This window comes from Segatella copri, assembly GCF_009494835.1.
Classification (GTDB): Bacteria; Bacteroidota; Bacteroidia; order Bacteroidales; family Bacteroidaceae; genus Prevotella; species Prevotella copri_F.
The window spans coordinates 88579-105798 of record NZ_VZBE01000001.1 but is presented as its reverse complement, the minus strand read 5'-3'; the positions used below and the strand labels follow the sequence as shown (position 1 = coordinate 105798).

Annotated in this window: 11 protein-coding genes, 1 tRNA gene and 1 other RNA gene; 6 read left to right on the top strand and 7 right to left on the bottom strand. The window is 46.7% G+C overall.

Translation table 11 applies throughout. From position 1 onward, the window contains the following. The first annotated feature begins 194 nt into the window (after window positions 1–194). Window positions 195–265, top strand: a tRNA-Gln gene (locus F7D47_RS00395). Between the two features lie 117 nt (window positions 266–382). On the opposite strand, the gene F7D47_RS00390 is transcribed toward F7D47_RS00395, so the two are convergent. The 4 genes from F7D47_RS00390 to F7D47_RS00375 all read right to left on the bottom strand — a co-directional run bounded on the left by F7D47_RS00390 (window position 383) and on the right by F7D47_RS00375 (window position 6163). Beyond that, window positions 383–2152: a DUF349 domain-containing protein gene (locus F7D47_RS00390; protein WP_118078741.1), complete on the bottom strand. Its 1770-nt coding sequence runs from the start codon at window positions 2150–2152 to the stop codon at window positions 383–385. 235 nt (window positions 2153–2387) lie between these two features. Then, window positions 2388–3314 carry a magnesium transporter CorA family protein gene (locus F7D47_RS00385; protein WP_022121433.1) on the bottom strand — a complete coding sequence of 309 codons (927 nt, stop codon included), beginning with the start codon at window positions 3312–3314 and terminating at the stop codon, window positions 2388–2390. Window positions 3315–3632: 318 nt separating this feature from the next. Continuing rightward, a complete protein-coding gene (locus F7D47_RS00380) occupies window positions 3633–5096 on the bottom strand; it encodes an aminoacyl-histidine dipeptidase (protein ID WP_022121434.1) in 1464 nt (487 codons plus the stop codon). Between the two features lie 68 nt (window positions 5097–5164). Beyond that, the gene (locus tag F7D47_RS00375; RefSeq protein ID WP_153086416.1) at window positions 5165–6163 is read right to left on the bottom strand and encodes a lysylphosphatidylglycerol synthase transmembrane domain-containing protein; all 999 of its coding nucleotides are present in this window, start codon (window positions 6161–6163) and stop codon (window positions 5165–5167) included. Between the two features lie 228 nt (window positions 6164–6391). On the opposite strand from F7D47_RS00375, the gene rsmA reads away from it, so the two are divergent. From rsmA to F7D47_RS00355, 4 genes are read left to right on the top strand one after another with little or no spacing between them, the layout of a single operon-like run. Further along, window positions 6392–7201, top strand: a complete 810-nt coding sequence (gene rsmA, locus F7D47_RS00370) for a 16S rRNA (adenine(1518)-N(6)/adenine(1519)-N(6))-dimethyltransferase RsmA (protein WP_153086415.1) — start codon at window positions 6392–6394, stop codon at window positions 7199–7201. A gap of 12 nt (window positions 7202–7213) precedes the next feature. Continuing rightward, window positions 7214–7774, top strand: a complete 561-nt coding sequence (frr, locus tag F7D47_RS00365) for a ribosome recycling factor (protein WP_006847159.1) — start codon at window positions 7214–7216, stop codon at window positions 7772–7774. A 34-nt stretch (window positions 7775–7808) separates the two neighbouring features. Continuing rightward, complete coding sequence (gene rsgA / locus F7D47_RS00360) at window positions 7809–8741, top strand: ribosome small subunit-dependent GTPase A (RefSeq protein WP_118150981.1); 933 nt, start codon at window positions 7809–7811, stop codon at window positions 8739–8741. A 48-nt stretch (window positions 8742–8789) separates the two neighbouring features. After that, on the top strand, window positions 8790–9704 hold the full coding sequence (locus F7D47_RS00355; protein ID WP_022121437.1) for a helix-turn-helix domain-containing protein: 915 nt from the start codon (window positions 8790–8792) through the stop codon (window positions 9702–9704). A 64-nt stretch (window positions 9705–9768) separates the two neighbouring features. Here the strand turns inward: F7D47_RS00355 and ssrA are convergent. Then, window positions 9769–10166, bottom strand: a transfer-messenger RNA (tmRNA) gene (gene ssrA, locus F7D47_RS00350). 245 nt (window positions 10167–10411) lie between these two features. Between ssrA and F7D47_RS00345 the strand changes: the two genes are divergently transcribed. Continuing rightward, window positions 10412–11857, top strand: a complete 1446-nt coding sequence (locus F7D47_RS00345) for a PepSY domain-containing protein (protein ID WP_153086414.1) — start codon at window positions 10412–10414, stop codon at window positions 11855–11857. A gap of 405 nt (window positions 11858–12262) precedes the next feature. On the opposite strand, the gene F7D47_RS00340 is transcribed toward F7D47_RS00345, so the two are convergent. Continuing rightward, the gene (locus F7D47_RS00340) at window positions 12263–14737 is read right to left on the bottom strand and encodes a glycoside hydrolase family 127 protein (protein WP_153086413.1); all 2475 of its coding nucleotides are present in this window, start codon (window positions 14735–14737) and stop codon (window positions 12263–12265) included. An 11-nt stretch (window positions 14738–14748) separates the two neighbouring features. Next, window positions 14749–17202: a family 43 glycosylhydrolase gene (locus tag F7D47_RS00335; RefSeq protein WP_153086412.1), complete on the bottom strand. Its 2454-nt coding sequence runs from the start codon at window positions 17200–17202 to the stop codon at window positions 14749–14751. Window positions 17203–17220 lie beyond the last annotated feature (18 nt).

Here is a 17220-nt window from a genome sequence, read left to right as displayed (position 1 = left end):
TTAATTTATATTCTCTATTTTTCTGCAAAGATACATTATTATAATGGAAAATCGACTTAAAAGGCAAAAAAAATGTGGAAAATTAAAGAAATTGCGCTTTTTTTAGAAAAAAGTGCCGAAAAATTTTGTAGGTTCAAAAAAAACTAGTACCTTTGCACTCGCAATTGAGAAAAGAACATCTCGTTTGCTGATATTGGGATATGGTGTAATGGTAACACTACAGATTCTGGTCCTGTCATTCCTGGTTCGAGTCCGGGTATCCCAACTCATACGGTAAGGCATCTTTCAGTAATGAAAGGTGTTTTTTTGTTTATAGGAATTCTGTTTTATGGAGTATTCATAACAATAAACCCCAGAGCTTTTGCCCTGGGGTTTATTGTATTTATTTCTTCTCGGCATCAATAGCCTTGATTTTCTGCTTTACCATTTCGAGGTCAGCCTTGAGTTTCTCAATCTTACGGTTCATTTCTTCTACCAGGCTGTTGCCCTTCTTGCTGGCCGTATTGAAGAAACCGAGGTTGTTCTCGTAAGTAGTAATCTCGCTGCGCAACTGGTCGTAGCGGCGCAAGAGTTTGCCACGCTCATTGCCGAGTGCATTGCCGCCTTCCTTGGCAACATTCTTCAAGTTGTTCTTGAAGTTGTCGAAGTGGCGCTTTGCGTTGGTGGCGTGAAGTTTCTCGTAGGCTGCATCGATAGCCTCATGATACTCTTTATAGACCTTGTCTTTCTCTTTGAAAGGAACGTGTCCGATTGCACTGTATTGCTTGGCAAGATCTTTGAGTTTCTTCTGGAAATCGTTGTCTGAAATCTCTGCAACTACAAGTTCCTTGAGCTGGGCAATAATGTTGCGCTTCTTGTCCAGATTGGCATGTTCCTCGCTGCGTGAACCGGCATTCTGCTTGTTGCGGGCTTCGAAGAACTTGTTGCAGGTATCCAGAAATTCCTTCCAGAGCAATTCGCCTTGTTTATGAGGTACGGTACCCACCTTCTTCCATTCTTTCTGAAGAGCGATGAACTTGTCGCCAGTCTTCTTCCAGTCTGTACTGTCAGCCAGTTCCTTTGCCTTGTTTACGAGTTGCTGTTTCTTTTCGAGATTGGCAGAGTAGGTATCTTTCAATCCTTTGAAGAATTCTGCCTTCTTGTTGAAGAATTCATCGTTGGCGATGCGGAAACGCTCGAAAATCTTGACGTTCATCTTCTGAGGGGCAAAACCGATAGTGCGCCACTCTTTCTGAATCTCTATAATTTCCTGGGTAACCTTCTCCCAGTCCTTAGCAGTCTTGTATTCTCCTTGGTTGGCAGCCTCTACCTTTTCGCAGAGGGCAGTTTTCTTGGCGAGGTTTTCCTCTTCCTTGGCACGCAGGTCTTCGAAGTGCTGCTGGTGCTTCTTGTTGATAACAGTGCTGGCAGCCTTGAAACGCTCCCAAATCTGTTCTCTCAACTCCTTGGCAACAGGACCAATCTCACGATATTGCTGGTGGAGGTCCTGAAGCTGGTGGAAGGCAGAAATAACATCCTCTTCCTCATTGAGTTTCTCTGCAGCCTCGCAGAGTTTGGTCTTGGCTTCAAGATTCTTTTTGAAATCATATTCGCGGGCTTCGCTGTTCAACTTGAGCATGTCGTAGAACTGCTCTACATAGAGCTGGTAGTTCTTCCATACCTCGTTTGCCTTGTCTGCAGGGATGTTCTTGATTTCCTTCCATTCCTGCTGCAAGGCCTTGAAGTCCTGATATGATTTATTGGCCTCTTCCGGTGAGGTGGTCATGGCCTTTATCTTTTCGATAATTTCCTCTTTTTTGCGGAGATTATCTTGCTTTTCTTCTTCTTGTGCCAGGAAGATCTTGGCTCTTTTCTCTTTGATGAGTTGCATCTCAGCCTTGAAGGCTTCTTCGGTGTCATCCGGTAGAAGGATATACTTCTCTGGGTCACCGCCTTTTGCGAGATACTCTTTCATCTGTGCGTCTCTTTCTGCGAGATGAATCTTGTAGAAAGTAGTCTTGAGTAGGTCGAGTTCCTCCTTGTTTGGATTTTCGCTGCTATGAGCGATTTCCTTTACTCTTTCGAGCACTTCCTGCTTGGTGGCATAAGCCTTCTTGGCAGGGTCTTCCAGGGTGCTCTGCTGCAACAGAGCTTTTTCTTGAGAGTCCATCATGTCACTTTGTTTAGTTTATGATTCGAGTTTCTTGGGCCGGTAGTCGCTTATCCGCAATTCGACCCCATACAAAATTATATTATTAATAAGTTGCAAACTTAAAAAAAAAAATCGAATATCTTGCCATGATATTCGATTTTTTAATTTTTTTTGTATTTATAATTGCCTTTTTCTTGCTAATCATCGTTTTATGTGCTCTTTCGGGCTACTTAATGCATATCAGAGTGGTATATGCTTAGAGCAGGCGCTTGTATCTGAGGAAGCCCCATGAAAGTGCAGAAACGAGCACGGAGATAACCAGGGCAATGGCAAATCCGTAATGGCTGTCTTCCATACCGTTGATTAAGTTCATACCGAACAATGAGGAAATCAGCGTAGGCAACATCATGACGATACTGATACTGGTCAAGGTACGCATCGTGGTATTCATGTTGTTGTTGATGATGCTCGAATAAGTATCCATCGTCGACTCCAGAATGTCGGAGTAGATGCTTGTGGTTTCGCGTGCCTGTGTCATCTCGATGTTTACGTCTTCGATGAGGTCGGCATCAAGTTCGTCCACCTGCAGCTTGAACTTCAACTTAGACAGGAGATTCTCGTTGCCTCGGATAGAGGTGATGAAGTAGGTAAGGGAGTCCTGCAGGCGGCTCAGGCCAATCAGGCTCTCATTGTTTACACCATGATCGAGGTTTCGTTTTGCCTTTTCTATGAGCGAATTGATCTGTTTCAATCGCTTCAGATACCAAACCGCTGATGAAAGAAAGAGACGGAAGGTCATGTCTACATAGTCGGTGAACCCCTCGCTGCGCTTCTGCTGGTAGCTTACGAAATCAATCATCATATTGGTTTCATAATAGCATACGGTGATGGTAACATCGCGCTTATGGATGATACCCAGAGGCACAGTGGTGTATGGGGTACGGCTGCGTATTTCCTTGACATAAGGGATACGGAGGATGATGAGCATCCAGCCATCGTCATATTCATAGCGGGCACGCTCATCGGTATCGCTGATATCCGAGAGGAAATAATCAGGGATCTTGAATTCTTCTTCCAGCAAGCGCTGGTCTTCATCAGTTGGACATGTTACTTGTATCCAGCAGTTTGGCTGCCACTCATTGAGTACAGTCAGATTCTTGTCTATATTCCAATAAGTCTTCATAGTTTGCTAATCTCCACATAATAAAAGTTTGGGGTATGGAGACTAGCGCTTGGGTACGGCCTACTGAAAGGCTTCATCGTTGCTGAATCTCCACGCCTTACAATTCATTATTGTTCTCCGCGTGATAATCGTCCATTTTGGTGTTATTTTAATGAAACTTATGCAAGTGAATTTGTATGATCTGCTACAGAGATTTTACAAGACTTGCGAAATCGACTGCAAAGGTAATGATTTCTTTTGAAAACTGGAACAAAAAAGCCGAGAATTTTCACTCTCGGCTTTCTTTTTTAATCTTTTTGTAGTTTCGCTCCCCATTTTTTACTTTGCAGGAATCTCCGTCAGGAGCTGCTTGACGAGGTTCCAGAAAGGAGCTACGCAACTGATCTGGCAACGCTCATTGGCTGTGTGAGGGCTAAGAAGGGTAGGACCGAATGATACGACATCGAGGTTAGGATACTTGCTCAGGATGATAGAGCACTCCAGACCTGCGTGAACAGCCTGTACCTTACCGTCTGTGCCGTTCTGCTCTTTGTAAACCTTCAATACGTGTTCCAGAATGTCGCTCTTAGGGTTAGGGTTCCATCCCATGTAGCTGCCACTGAATTCAACCTTCATGCCTGCCATGTTGAAACAGCTTTCTATCATTGTGGCAAGATACATCTTGTAGTATTCGTGGCTGGAACGGGCCAGAATCTTGATAGCAGCCTTGCCGTCACCAATCTCAACGATTGCGAGGTTTGAAGAGGTCTCTACGATTTCAGGCATAGATGGAGCCATACGCAATACACCATCGTGGCAAGCGTAGATTGCATCTACAAGATTATCCTGGATTTCGGCAGGAACCTGCATCTTAGGAGTCTCTACATTCTCAGCGAAGAACTCGATGTTCTCAGTTGTTTCAATGCCTTCGAACTCATCACAGATTTCGTCCTTCCAGTCTGCTACCAGGTCATTCAAAGCTTCAATGTTCTCCTTAGGCAGGGTCAGAACAACCTCAGCCTGGAATGGGATGGCATTGCGCATGTTGCCGCCCTGCCATGAAGCTAGACGGGCATCGAGTTCTGAAATAGCTTCACGCACGAAACGAACCATGCACTTGTTGGCATTCGCTCTGCCTTCGTTGATTTCGATACCGGAGTGACCGCCTTTCAATCCCTTGAGGGTTACCTTAACGGCAGCATCTTCCTTGTCGGTTTCTACCTCTTTATAATCGAGAGTTGCTGTGATGTCGATACCGCCAGCGCTACCGATAACGAACTCGCCCCAAACCTCGGTATCGAAGTTCAAGAGAATGTCGCCGTTCAGTTCGCCTGCTGGGAGATCATTGGCACCATACATGCCTGTCTCTTCGTCGGCGGTAATCAAGCCCTCGATAGGACCATGCTGCAAATCTTTTGATTCCATTACAGCCATGATTGTAGCTACGCCAAGTCCGTCGTCGCTACCGAGTGTTGTATGATTAGCACGTACCCAGTCGCCATCGATGATGGTTTCGATAGGGTCTGTTTCGAAATTATGCTTGCTGTCTGGTGCTTTCTGAGGAACCATGTCCATGTGCGCCTGCATAATAACGCCTTTGCGGTTCTCCATACCTGGAGTAGCAGGTTTGCGCATCACGATGTTGCCTGCTGGGTCTTGGAAAGCCTCTACACCTGCTTCTTTTGCCCAATCGAGCAAATAAGCCTGAATCTTTTCCAAATGTCCAGATGGACGTGGAACTTGTGTTAACTTGTCAAAGTTACGCCAGATTTCAACTGGATTCAAATTCTTAATGTCAGCCATAATATTTTTATTTTAATGTTAAATGTTCAATGTTAAGTTGGGCATACGCCCTAAAGCAAGAGGATTCTTCACTCCTTACTCTTCACTTTCCCGGTAAACGCCAGTGCTATCCAGGCATAGATTCCCAAAAGGACTACAAGCAGGGTTTGCACGGAGTGTACGATGAGAACGAAGAAGAGGGCATCGTTTGCCTGAATGCCATAGAGTATGAGCATTGTCTTGACGGCAAAATGCCAAGGTCCGGCTCCGTTAGGAGTTGGTACGATGACCGCTATGCTGCCCACGATGAATGTCACCAGACCGCACATCAGATTAAGATGGGAGGTTGCCTCGAAGCATTGGAAGGTGAGATAGTAGTGGAAGAAATAGCTCAACCAGATGCCCAGTGTAAGGGCGATGTAGAGCGGTACATTTCTGACACCTTTCAGCGAGATGATACCTTGCCAGAGTCCTCCCAGTGTTGCTTTCACCTTATTATATATAGCGAGTCGCTTGAGCAGATAGTGAGCCAGGATGAGTACTGCTATGCCACAGATAGCAGTCACTATGTAACCTGTGGCTGTAAATTGGCAGAGTAAACTGTCCATGCTAGTACCTGTTTTCTCAAAGAAATTGAGGAATACCGGAATCTGCATCACAAAGACCAGCGCCGTAATCAGCAGCACGAGGAGTGAATCGATGGCTCTTTCTGTAACGACGGTACCCAAGGCTTTCGGAAACGAAACACCATCCCATTTCTTCAATACGCCGCATCTGGCAAACTCGCCCGCACGAGGAATTACAAGACTCAGAGCATAGGACAGGAAGATGGAGTAGATGCTGATACTGGAGCGGGCCTTCTCGCCTAATGGTTCCAGCGACTGTTTCCATCTCCATCCTCTGAACACCTGGGCAGAGATGCCAAAAGGGAACGACAGCAGCATCCAGGTCCAACTCATCTTGTGAAGCAGAACATCTTCTACTTGCTTGAAGTCGAATCCGCGATACATCCAATAAAGGATGGCGCCACCCAGAATGAGCGACAAAGCCACCTTCCATATGTTGTTTGCTATCTTCTTTATATCCATAATTAGATGCAAAGATAATACTTTTATTGACAATATCGTTCGAATCTGCATATTTTTAGCATAAATAAACGCTTGGGCGCCATTTATGGCTAAAAGTATAGCCTTTTTTTTAAGAAACAAGTGGCTCTTTCCCTTTTTTACCCAAAAAGATAAAAAAAATCGCATACTTCGTGTGGATTCTCAAAAAATAATCGTATTTTTGCAAAATATATAATATAAAGATAAGATATGAAAGCTGTAAAGCCTAAGAAGAATCTCGGTCAGCACTTCTTGACCGACCTCAATATAGCAAAGCGCATCGCCGATACGGTGGATGCCTGCCCGGATATACCTGTTCTCGAAATCGGACCAGGTATGGGCGTTCTTACCCAATATCTCGTAGAGAAACCAAGACCCGTCAAGGCGGTGGAAATCGACTCGGAGTCGGTGGCGTATCTTCATGAGAATTTCCCGACACTCAAGGATAATATCATCGGTGAAGACTTCCTGAGAATGGATTTGAACCAGATATTCGATGGAAAGCAGTTTGTACTGACAGGTAATTATCCATACGATATCTCATCGCAGATATTCTTCAAGATGCTCGATTACAAGGATCTCATTCCTTGCTGTACCGGAATGATTCAGCGCGAGGTGGCATTGCGTATGGCATCAGAACCAGGCAACAAAGCCTATGGTATCCTCAGTGTGCTCATCCAGGCATGGTATGATGTGGAATATCTCTTTACGGTAGATGAGAATGTGTTCAACCCACCACCAAAGGTAAAGAGTGCGGTAATCCGTATGACTCGTAACAAGGTGACTGACCTTGGCTGTGATGAAAAACTGTTTAAGCGTCTGGTAAAGACAGTCTTCAACCAGCGTCGCAAGATGCTGCGTGTAAGCCTCAAGCAGATGTTCCCGGGTGTAACCCCACGCGAGGATTTCTATACCACCGACATCATGACCAAGCGCCCTGAACAGCTCACTATCCAGCAGTTTGTAGAACTCACCAACTATGTGGGCGAAGAATTGGAAAGATTAGAATTAATAAAATAAAAACATATAATTATGATAGACGTTAAAGAAACTTTGAATTCTGCAGCAGAGCGTATGGAGATGGCAGCAATGTATCTCGCAGAGGAACTCTCTCATGTTCGTGCTGGTCGTGCTAATGTAGCCATCCTCGATGGTGTGCGTGTAAATAGTTATGGCAGTATGGTTCCTCTGAACCAGGTAGCTACAGTTACAACCCCTGATGCCCGTACTATCGCTATCCGCCCTTGGGACAAAAAAGCTATCAAGGATATCGAAAAGGCTATTATGGATAGTGGTGTAGGTATCACTCCTGAGAACAATGGCGAAATCGTACGTCTGGGTATTCCTCAGCCAACAGGTGAGCGCCGTAAGGAACTCGTAAAGCAGTGTAATAAGATTGCTGAGCGTGCTAAGATTGAGGTGCGCAACGTGCGCCAGGAAATCAAGGAGAAGTTGAAGAAAGCTATCAAGGATGGACTTTCTGAAGACTTGGAGAAGGATGCTGAGAACGATTTGCAGAAACTCCACGACAAGTACATCAAGCAGCTCGAAAACCTGATGGACGAGAAGGAGAAGGAAATCATGACAGTCTAAATCATTCTGAACTTACATTATTTAATAAGTGATAATGAGAGGACTCGTTATTAAAAATACAGGCAGCTGGTACACCGTCAAGACAGACGATGGCCAGCTGATAGAAAGTAAAATCAAGGGCAATTTCAGATTGAAGGGCATCCGCAGCACCAATCCTGTGGCTGTAGGCGATTATGTGCAGCTTATTACCAATCAGGAGGGTACGGCATTTATCTCTTCTATCGAAGACCGCCAAAACTATATCATTCGTAAATCACCTAACCTCAGTAAGCAGAGTCATATTTTGGCAGCTAATGTAGACCAGGCGCTGCTTGTGGTAACGGTGAATTATCCGCAGACATCTACTACCTTCATCGACCGATTCCTGGCTGGCGCTGAGGCCTACAGAGTGCCTGTTATCATCATCTTCAATAAAAGTGACATACTTTCAGAAGAAGAATTGCATTACGAGAAGATGATGTGTACACTCTATGAAACCATCGGATATAAATGTATCGAATTGTCGGCAGCTACAGGCGAAGGTGTTGAACTGTTGCGACCTCTTATCAAGGATAAGAAATCTTTGTTGAGCGGCAACAGCGGGGTAGGAAAGTCAACCCTCATCAACCAGCTTATCCCTGATGCTGAGCAGCGTACCGCAGAAATCAGCGAGGCGCATAATAGCGGAATGCATACCACAACCTTCAGTGAGATGCTGGAACTGCCGGAAGGTGGTTATCTCATTGATACTCCGGGCATCAAGGGCTTTGGTACCTTTGATATCGAAAAGGAAGAGCTGACCAGCTATTTTAAGGAAATCTTCAAGTTCTCTCAGAATTGTAAGTTCTCTGACTGTACCCATACCCACGAACCGGGGTGCGCGGTAATCAAGGCGGTTGAGGAACATTATATTGCAGCTAGCCGCTATCAGAGTTATCTCTCTATGTTGGAGGATAAGGACGAAAATAAATACAGAGAGGCTTTTTGATAGGGAAGAGTGAAGAACGAAGAGTGAAGAAATTTAAAAAGCATATTAATGAAAGAACAGAAGGACGTCAGGCAGCGTATCGAAGAAGGTGAGTTTGCACAGAGTGCAGAAATCAGTGCGAGCTATCTGGATGAGGACATCTTGATTATAGATAATGTCAAGGTGTTGCAGAACCCCGACCCTATGAGATTCCAGATGAACATGATTGCATCCTGTCAGAGAGGCAGCCTGAGAGCTGAACTCAACGGGCGGGAATTCACCGTGGAGAAGGGCGATATATTTATCAGTCCGCCTAACTCTATTCTCGACATCAAAGAGGTGTCGGAAGATTTTGCATGCACAGCCATGTGTGTCAGCAATCACGGCTTGCTTGGTATTCTTCGTTCTCATATCTCGGTATGGAACCGTGCCATGTATGTGAGCAAGGTTTCGGTGTTGAAGATGAATGAGGTGGATATGGTATTCTATTCTAAGTTTACCGACTTGGTGCGCCTCTGTCTGGATCCGAAGTTCAACGACCGCAGTTCGTGGAAACCTTATCGCCGTGAGATAGTGGAGACGCTCCTGAAGAGTGCTCTTCTTGCCGTGAGCAATCTTTTGCTGACAGATCTCCCGAAAGAAACGTTGGGAACCAGTGCCAGCGATTTCTTTGATAAGTTCCTGGAGATGTTGCAGCAGAGCGAAATCAAGCATCAGCCTGTAGAATATTTTGCGCAGCAGCTTTGCATCACGCCAAAATATCTCTCCATCATCTGCAAGCGCCATTCCGGCAAGACAGCCATCGAGTGGATTACGGAGTATACGCTTGCTGATATCACCTATTATCTCCGTTCTACAACGAAAACAATCAAGGAGATTTCAGGTATACTGGGCTTCTCCAATACCTCATTCTTCGGTAAATATGTAAGAGAGCATCTGCACATGTCACCTCTGAAGTATCGTGAAAGTTTGAGAAAACAATAACAGCAAAATAAAAACTCGCAAATTCTAAAGAAAGAATCTGCGAGTTTTTTGTTTCTATCAAATAGGGTGGAGCTGGAGGGATTCGAACCCTCGTCCGCACAAGGAAACCATACGCTTTCTACATGCTTATTCCAGCCTCCGGTTTTCGAGGCATGACAGGACCTGGACCACCAATCATACCCTTATCCTCTAAAATTTCATCCATGCAACGAGGCGTACATGAACTATTTCCGATTTACCTGCACCGCTTGATCAACAAGATTCGGAACAACATCCGTTGAGCGATGTCTCGTTCCAGCACCCTGTGCTGGAATAAAGCTAGTTTACTATACTTCGACTAGGCAGCGAGAGCGTAGTTATTTTCGCCAATTAATTTTTTGTTCACTAGGATTTAGGAGGTAGCCAACGAGCCTCCGCATGCTTACGTACCATTTCATCTCGCCGTCAAATCCAGTCAACCCCGAGAATTTTCTGATATTGGGTGCAAAGATAAGGCGAAAATTTGAAATTACCAAATTTTTTAAGGAAAAAATCATACTAAAGATTCTAAATAGCTTAAAATGAATGTTTTATGAGTTCTTGCCTTAAACATGCTAACCAAACTCTTAATGCAATGGCTGTAATAGCATCCTCATTATCATTATTTTTAGGTATTGCATACTTTCTTAGAAATATGTACCTTTGCAGCCTGATTCAAGATAGTAATAATGATTATGAATATGCTAAATAAGAAAATAACTTGGAGAAAACAACATAAATGGTTAGGCATCGGTATGAGCTTTTTCATGCTGATGTTCTGCTTGTCGGGTATTCTGCTCAACCACCGTTCGCTTATCAAAGATGTGGACGTGAGCAGGAAATATCTGCCAAGTCGCTATGAATTCAAGAATTGGAATGGCGGGTTGCTGAGGGGAACGCTTGCTTTGGATGATGCCATATTGCTGTATGGAAACGGGGGAATCTGGCAAACGGATTCTACAGCATCCACATTCAAGGACTTTAATAAGGGGATTCCTGCAGGAGCAGACTGCCGACAGATAAGAAATGTTATCAGAACGGATGATGGTTCTGTCTGGTCGGTATCTCCATTTTCACTCTACCGGTTGGGGAGTCACAAAATATGGAAAAGCGTAACTCTTCCGACAGAGCCGGAAGAGAAGTTGAGCGACATTTCTGCTCATGGAGATACGCTTTTGGTTCTCAGCCGCTCCTATGCTTATGTATCCTTGCCACCTTATCAGAATTTCCACCGGATAGAATTGCCTATGCCAAAGGAGTATGATGGGAAGGTTACAGTCTTTCGTACGATATGGCTGCTTCACAGTGGAGAGTTGTTTGGCAGCATAGGTAAACTCATCGTAGATGGCATTGCCATCATCCTGGTGTTGCTCTGCATCTCAGGTCTTATCTTCTGGTTAAAGCCTAAACAGAAGAGGTTGCTTCGCTTTTCGCTGCAATGGCATGACAAAATAGGCCGATACACCATCATGCTTACTTTGTTGATAGCCCTGACAGGTTGGTGCCTTCGTCCACCTGTGATGATAGCCTTGGTGTTGAACAAGATGCCGTCTATTCCAGGGACGACGCTTCATAGCAAGAACCCTTGGAATGACAAACTCCGTGTGGTGCGTTATGATGAAAAGTTCGGTGACTGGCTCTTGTCAACTTCGGATGGTTTCTTTTCCGTGAATTTCCAGACAGGAAAGTTGGAGTCCATCTCCAATACTCCACCAGTCAGTGTTATGGGATTGAATGTCCTTCAGCAAAACAAAGATGGTAAATGGTATTGCGGTTCGTTTAGTGGTCTCTTTGTTTGGGATAGAGTAAAGGGGACAACCGTTGATTATTCTACCGGGAAAGCTGCTTTAAAGAACGCTGGTGCACCATTCGGAAAAATGGCGATAGCAGGTATGAGCCAGGATTTCTCTGATACGCCTGTCATTGCTGAGTATAATGAAGGAACCGACTTTGCGCCACAACCCGCTTATATGAACCAACTGCCCATGTCATTATGGAATGTGGCTCTGGAGGCTCATAGCGGTAGAATCTTCATAGGTAGTATTGCTACATATATATTTATCTTCGTGATGGGAATACTTGCCGTATGGTGCCTTTGGTCTGGGTATGTCATTAGACTAGTGAAGAAAAAATAAAAAAAGTTTTAATGCGTTGTTTTAATAGCCATATTGCTATATTGTATGTGTAAATGGTTGATACTCAGCGTAAAAGTATGTATGGCAATTCTCGGAAAAGCACCGGGAATTGCCATATATTGTTATAGTGAGAATTAGTACCCTCATTTTCGTCGCGACGTATCAGATGCTACGTCGGGACGCAGTTGTTGTTACGTCGCGATATATCAGATGCTACGTCGGGACGTAATTTCTTCCGCATCGATGGCGAAGTTATGAATAAAGATTGTTCATGGCAATATATGGCAGATAACCCCTAAAAATAAAGAATTGCCATATCCCTAACAGCTTTGTAATCAGAGAGATTACTGGCTGGTATGGCAATATGGCAATTCTTGAAAGAAAAATATTTAAAAATAAGTCTTGTTACTTCACGCTCCACTCAAACAAACCGCAGGACAGAGTCTCTGGCTGCTTCAGCTCGAGCTTAACTGCCTTGGTCTTCACAGGGTCGAAATTCACGATGCAGGCTACACCTCGCTTGCATGGATAAGCATCGGCTCCTGGAACTTCCTTCCAGTTGCCTGCCTCGTCCTGATAGTAGAGCTTCCAGCTGTCTGGCACCTTGCAACCGCCCCATGGCTGATCGTCGTACCAATATACGGTGCTGGTCTTGATCTCCTTGCTCTCTGGGAAGGTGTAGGTAATCCACTCTGTGGTGTTCTTCTTAGGCCACCAGTGGATGTATGGGACAGAACGGTCGTTCTCATCGGCTGGAACCAGTCCGTCGGTGATACTGCTCTTGGCAGGCACAGGAGAAGAGAATTCTACCTTAGCCTGAGCTGCGAGAGTTGCAGGAGCTAATGGCTTGGCAGCCTTGACATCCTGTGGCAACCATACCTTCATATTGCCGTTGCCACGATGAGCCCAGGCGAAGTATGGGATGAGAGTCAGGGTCTGGTCCTTGGTGCTCAGCTTGCCGCTCTTGTCGTAGGCGAGGGTCTGCACGTTCTCGGTCAAGGTCTCCATGCTCTGCCCCTTGTAGAGTGTCAGTACATTCTTATATTTAGGGTCGATGAAACCATCGTACGAGAGCTTGCCCTCAGCGAACTGAGGTTCGCGGTTCTCCAGAATGCTCATGATGTCGAAGCCCTGGTTGTCTGGCCACTCTGCACAATATACGATAGGACCACGCTCGATGCTGATGCAGCCGCGGTCGGCCTCTACCTTATTGTTGGCACGTACGGTGCGCGCCTCCATATCGAAGTGAACGCGAACCACATCGCCCTTCTTCCACTTGCGGTTGATGGTATAATAGCCATCCTCTGTTACCTTAGCCTCTACCTTCTTGCCGTTTACGGTGATGGTATAGCCCAGTCGCTTGCCGTCGCTGTAGTAGTAAAGGTCTGATGGTACTGGCTGACCCTTTACCCAGCCCGGGATGCGGATCTTCATACCGAACTGACCTGCCTTGTTGTCATCCACCTTGATGGCGATGTCGCCGTTCCAAGGATATTTTGTGTCCTGGCTCAAAGCCACCTTCTTGCCGGCTACTTTCAGAGAAGAAGAGTTGCTGAGGAAGAGGTTGACATATACATTCTTATCCTTTACAGCATATACATAGCCCGGGAGGGATGGCAGGAAACGGCAGATGTTGCTAGGGCAGCAGGCACAGCCGAACCAAGCCTGGCGCTGATGCTGACCCATACTCTCCAATGGGTTAGGGTAGAAGAAGCCTCCGCCGTCCATGCTCACACCACTGATGAGACCATTGTAGAGGGTACGCTCCAATACATCGTAATATTTGCTCTCGCCATGGAGAAGGAAGAGACGGTAGTTGACATAAACATTGCCGATAGCTGCGCAGGTTTCGCAGTAGGCACTCATATTAGGCAATTCGTAGTTCTTACCGAAAGCCTCGCCGTTGTTGGTAGCTCCGATACCTCCGGTGATGTAGAGCTTCTTGCTCACGATGTTGTCCCAGATGCGGTCGATGGCGTGGATATAGGCAGTATCACCGGTGAGGGCAGCTACATCTGCCATACCAGCATACATATAGGTAGCACGTACGGCATGACCTACAGCCTCGTCCTGTTCCAATACCGGTTTGTGGCTCTGAGAATATTCCTGTTTGATAGATGTCTTGCCACGATAGTCGAGGAAGAACTTTGCCTCTTCGAGATATTTCTTGTTGCCTGTAGCAAGATAGAGCTTGCAGAGTGCCATTTCGGCAATCTGATGTCCCGGTACCACGCAAGCCTGTCCTGGGTTAGGACCAACCTCGCGAACCACGCAGTCGGCATAGCGGATAGCGATGTCGAGGAACTTGCGGCTACCAGTAGCCTGCCAGTGAGCCACGGCACCTTCTACCATGTGACCGAGGTTGTAGAGCTCGTGGCTCAGATCCTCTTCCTTGCTCCAGCGCTTGTCGCCAGCCCAGAAATGAGGATGCTTCGGATTCTGTGTACGGGCGGTATAGAGATATCCGTCAGCCTCCTGAGCCGGAGCAATGATATCGAGCACGCTGTCGATATAAGCCTTGAGTTTCTTGTCTGGGTAGGTCTGTAGCACGTAGCTGGCACCCTCAATCGTTTTGTATGGGTCGGTGTCGTCGAAGCTGTAGGGCATCAGTTTGCCCACATCATAGGTGTCGCTGGGATGAGCTGCGCGCTCAAAGTTCTTGTATCTTCCCTCTGATTCGCATTTGCTGAAAGCCAGCGGGATGGTTACTTTGCGAGAGGTTTCGATACGCTGTCCCCAGAACGTATTGTTCCAAACCTTCACTGATGTGAAAGGCACCGGAGTGATAGGATAACCACTCGAGCTCTTGTTTACCTTCTGTGCCGAAGCAGGCATCAATGCCAATGCTGCCAAGGCTGATGTTACTAAAATCTTCTTCATGTATTGCTAGTTTATTTTGTTTGTCTTTTGTAAGGAATGTATTCGTCCCAAAGTTTCAATGAGTGCAGATAGCCCGAGAAAGGCCATGCCTCTTCGGCATTCTTGCCCAGAAGCATAAACTGCGATGGCTTGACGAGGAGCTGGATATCCTTCTGGCTGATGAGCTTGTCGTTGATGTAGATGCTCTCGATTCTGCCGTCGAAGCAGACATATACGTGCTGCCACTTGCCTTCCAGGGTCTTCATCTCCTTGTAGCCGGCATCCTCGTACCATCCGTAGTGGTTCATCACACCGCAGCGTGGTTCGGTGCCGTTTACCAGCATCAGCTTCTCCAGTTCATCGTGAGAAGAGGTGAAATCGGCTACGCATTCATTCTCGGCAATCTCCGGATTCAGAATCCATGCCTCGATGGTGTATGGAGCGTTGTCGCGGATAGTGGCAGGGAGCATGAAGTTGCTTCTGTAACTCTCCTTGCCGGTAAAGGCGAATGCCTTTTTGCCCTCTATGGTCTTGATGATGGCTGCTGTATCGTGCTGCGTCTCGAACTCGCCCTTGAGATGGACATCCAGCGGGCTTCCGTTCTTGATGTAAGGCACGGTATCGCCCTCGTTGTAGTAGTCAGCGCTGATATCTACCACCAGTCCCTGACAGTTCTTGTCGGCTACTGCCTCACGCACGATGTTGCTCTGGGCATCGAAAGCCTTTTCTGCCGCCTCCTGTTCCCAGTTATAATAACGGAGATTGGTGAGGGTAAATTGTTTTTCGCCTGCAAGAATTTCCAGTTTTCCTTCAGAAAGATTCAGTCGAGGATCGTTTTCTTCTATCTGATGCCAGCTTCCGTTGTCGAAAACTTGGGCGGTGAGGGTATGCTTGCGTGCTTTGCCGAGCTGCGGGTGAGTCATCACCAGCTGGGTGCCCGGTTGCAGGGTGATGGCATCTTTGCCAGCCATGCGCTCTCTGAGGGCGGTGCCCTGAAGGAGCGAGAACTTGCCGGCAAGCATTCCCTCGTTGTTATGCCAGGTTGTACCATCGAAATCGGCTGCTGTCAGACCGAGCCACTGCTGTGGAGCAGAATCTTCTACGGAACCGTAAACCTTGATGTTCCAGATGGCGCCACCGAAACCATTCTTCTGTCCGCCGGTATAGGTGAGGCGGATGTACTGCGCCTTGGCATTTCCGAAATCTACCATCGGCGAACCAGCCAGACGGTTCTGTCGCTTGTCGGAGAAGGTCTGCCAGTGCTTGCCGTCATTCGAAGTCTCGATGAGATACTGATAGAACTGTGTTCCGTATTCAAACTGAGTCCAGATGCTCTTGATGCTCTGCTTCTTGCCCAGGTCGAGCTGGATCCAGGCTGGTCCGGTGGTGCGAGGGCGCCAGAGTGTGCCGTTGTTGTCATCAACCGCATATTCCGGACGGAAATCGTTGTCGTAGTAAGAGGAAACTGTAACCTTGGCGCCGAATGCGAGGTTCTTTGCTACCTTCATCTCCGGTTTCAGATCGAGACCTTCGTGGGTAGGAACGACCTCCTTGATGGTACCGTCTGCATTGAATTCGAGTTTGTCGATTGCCACCTGACGATGGAATCCACGGTTGGAATGCGGATTGTCATGGCGATGATATACGATGTAGTAGTTGTCGCCTTCCTGGAGCACGCTGTTGTGTCCCGGACCATGAACGGTTCCATCGGCATTGGTCTTGAGGATGGTGCCGTGGTAGGTATAAGGACCGAGCGGACTCTTGGCTGTGGCGTAATCCACACGGTAGCTGGCATCTTCGCAATGCTCGCAGGAGTAGAGGAAGTAGTAGATGCCGTTGCGCTTGAAGACGAAAGGAGCTTCGAAGAAGTGAGTAACCTCGGTGTTCGGGATGAGCTTGGTTTCGCTGAACGATTTCATGTCAGGATTCAGCTTACCTGCTCCGCAACCGAAGCCTTTGTAGATGCCCCAGGTTCCCCAATACATATAGACCGAACCATCATCATCTCGGAAGGTCTGACCATCAAGGGTGATGGCATTCTTTACGAATCTGTCCGGTACGAGCACGGCTTCGCTCTCGCCCAGCACGTTCTTCCAAGGACCGCGAGGTGTATCGCCCACACCCAGATGAAGCTTGCAAGGCTGGCAGTAGAGGTAGTAATACTTGCCGTCGGCTTCGTTCTGCATTACATCCGGTGCCCAGATCCAGTGGCTGTCCGGCCAGTTCATCGGCATTAGGGTCCAGTTCTTGAAATCCTTGCTACACCAGAGCTGTGCCGGTCCGAAACCGGCTCCGCTACCATCGGTAGTAGCATATATATAATAGGTGTCACCAAACTTCTTGATGGTTGGGTCGGCAAAATAGCCAGGCAGGATAGGGTTGCCGGCTCCCGGAGTGTTGTAGGCAGCTTTCTGGGCAGCTCCTGTCTCAGGCGCTGCCGCAGCTGCTGTTACGAATAGTGTTACAATTATATTTTTACTAACCATATGAACTTCTTTTCTAAA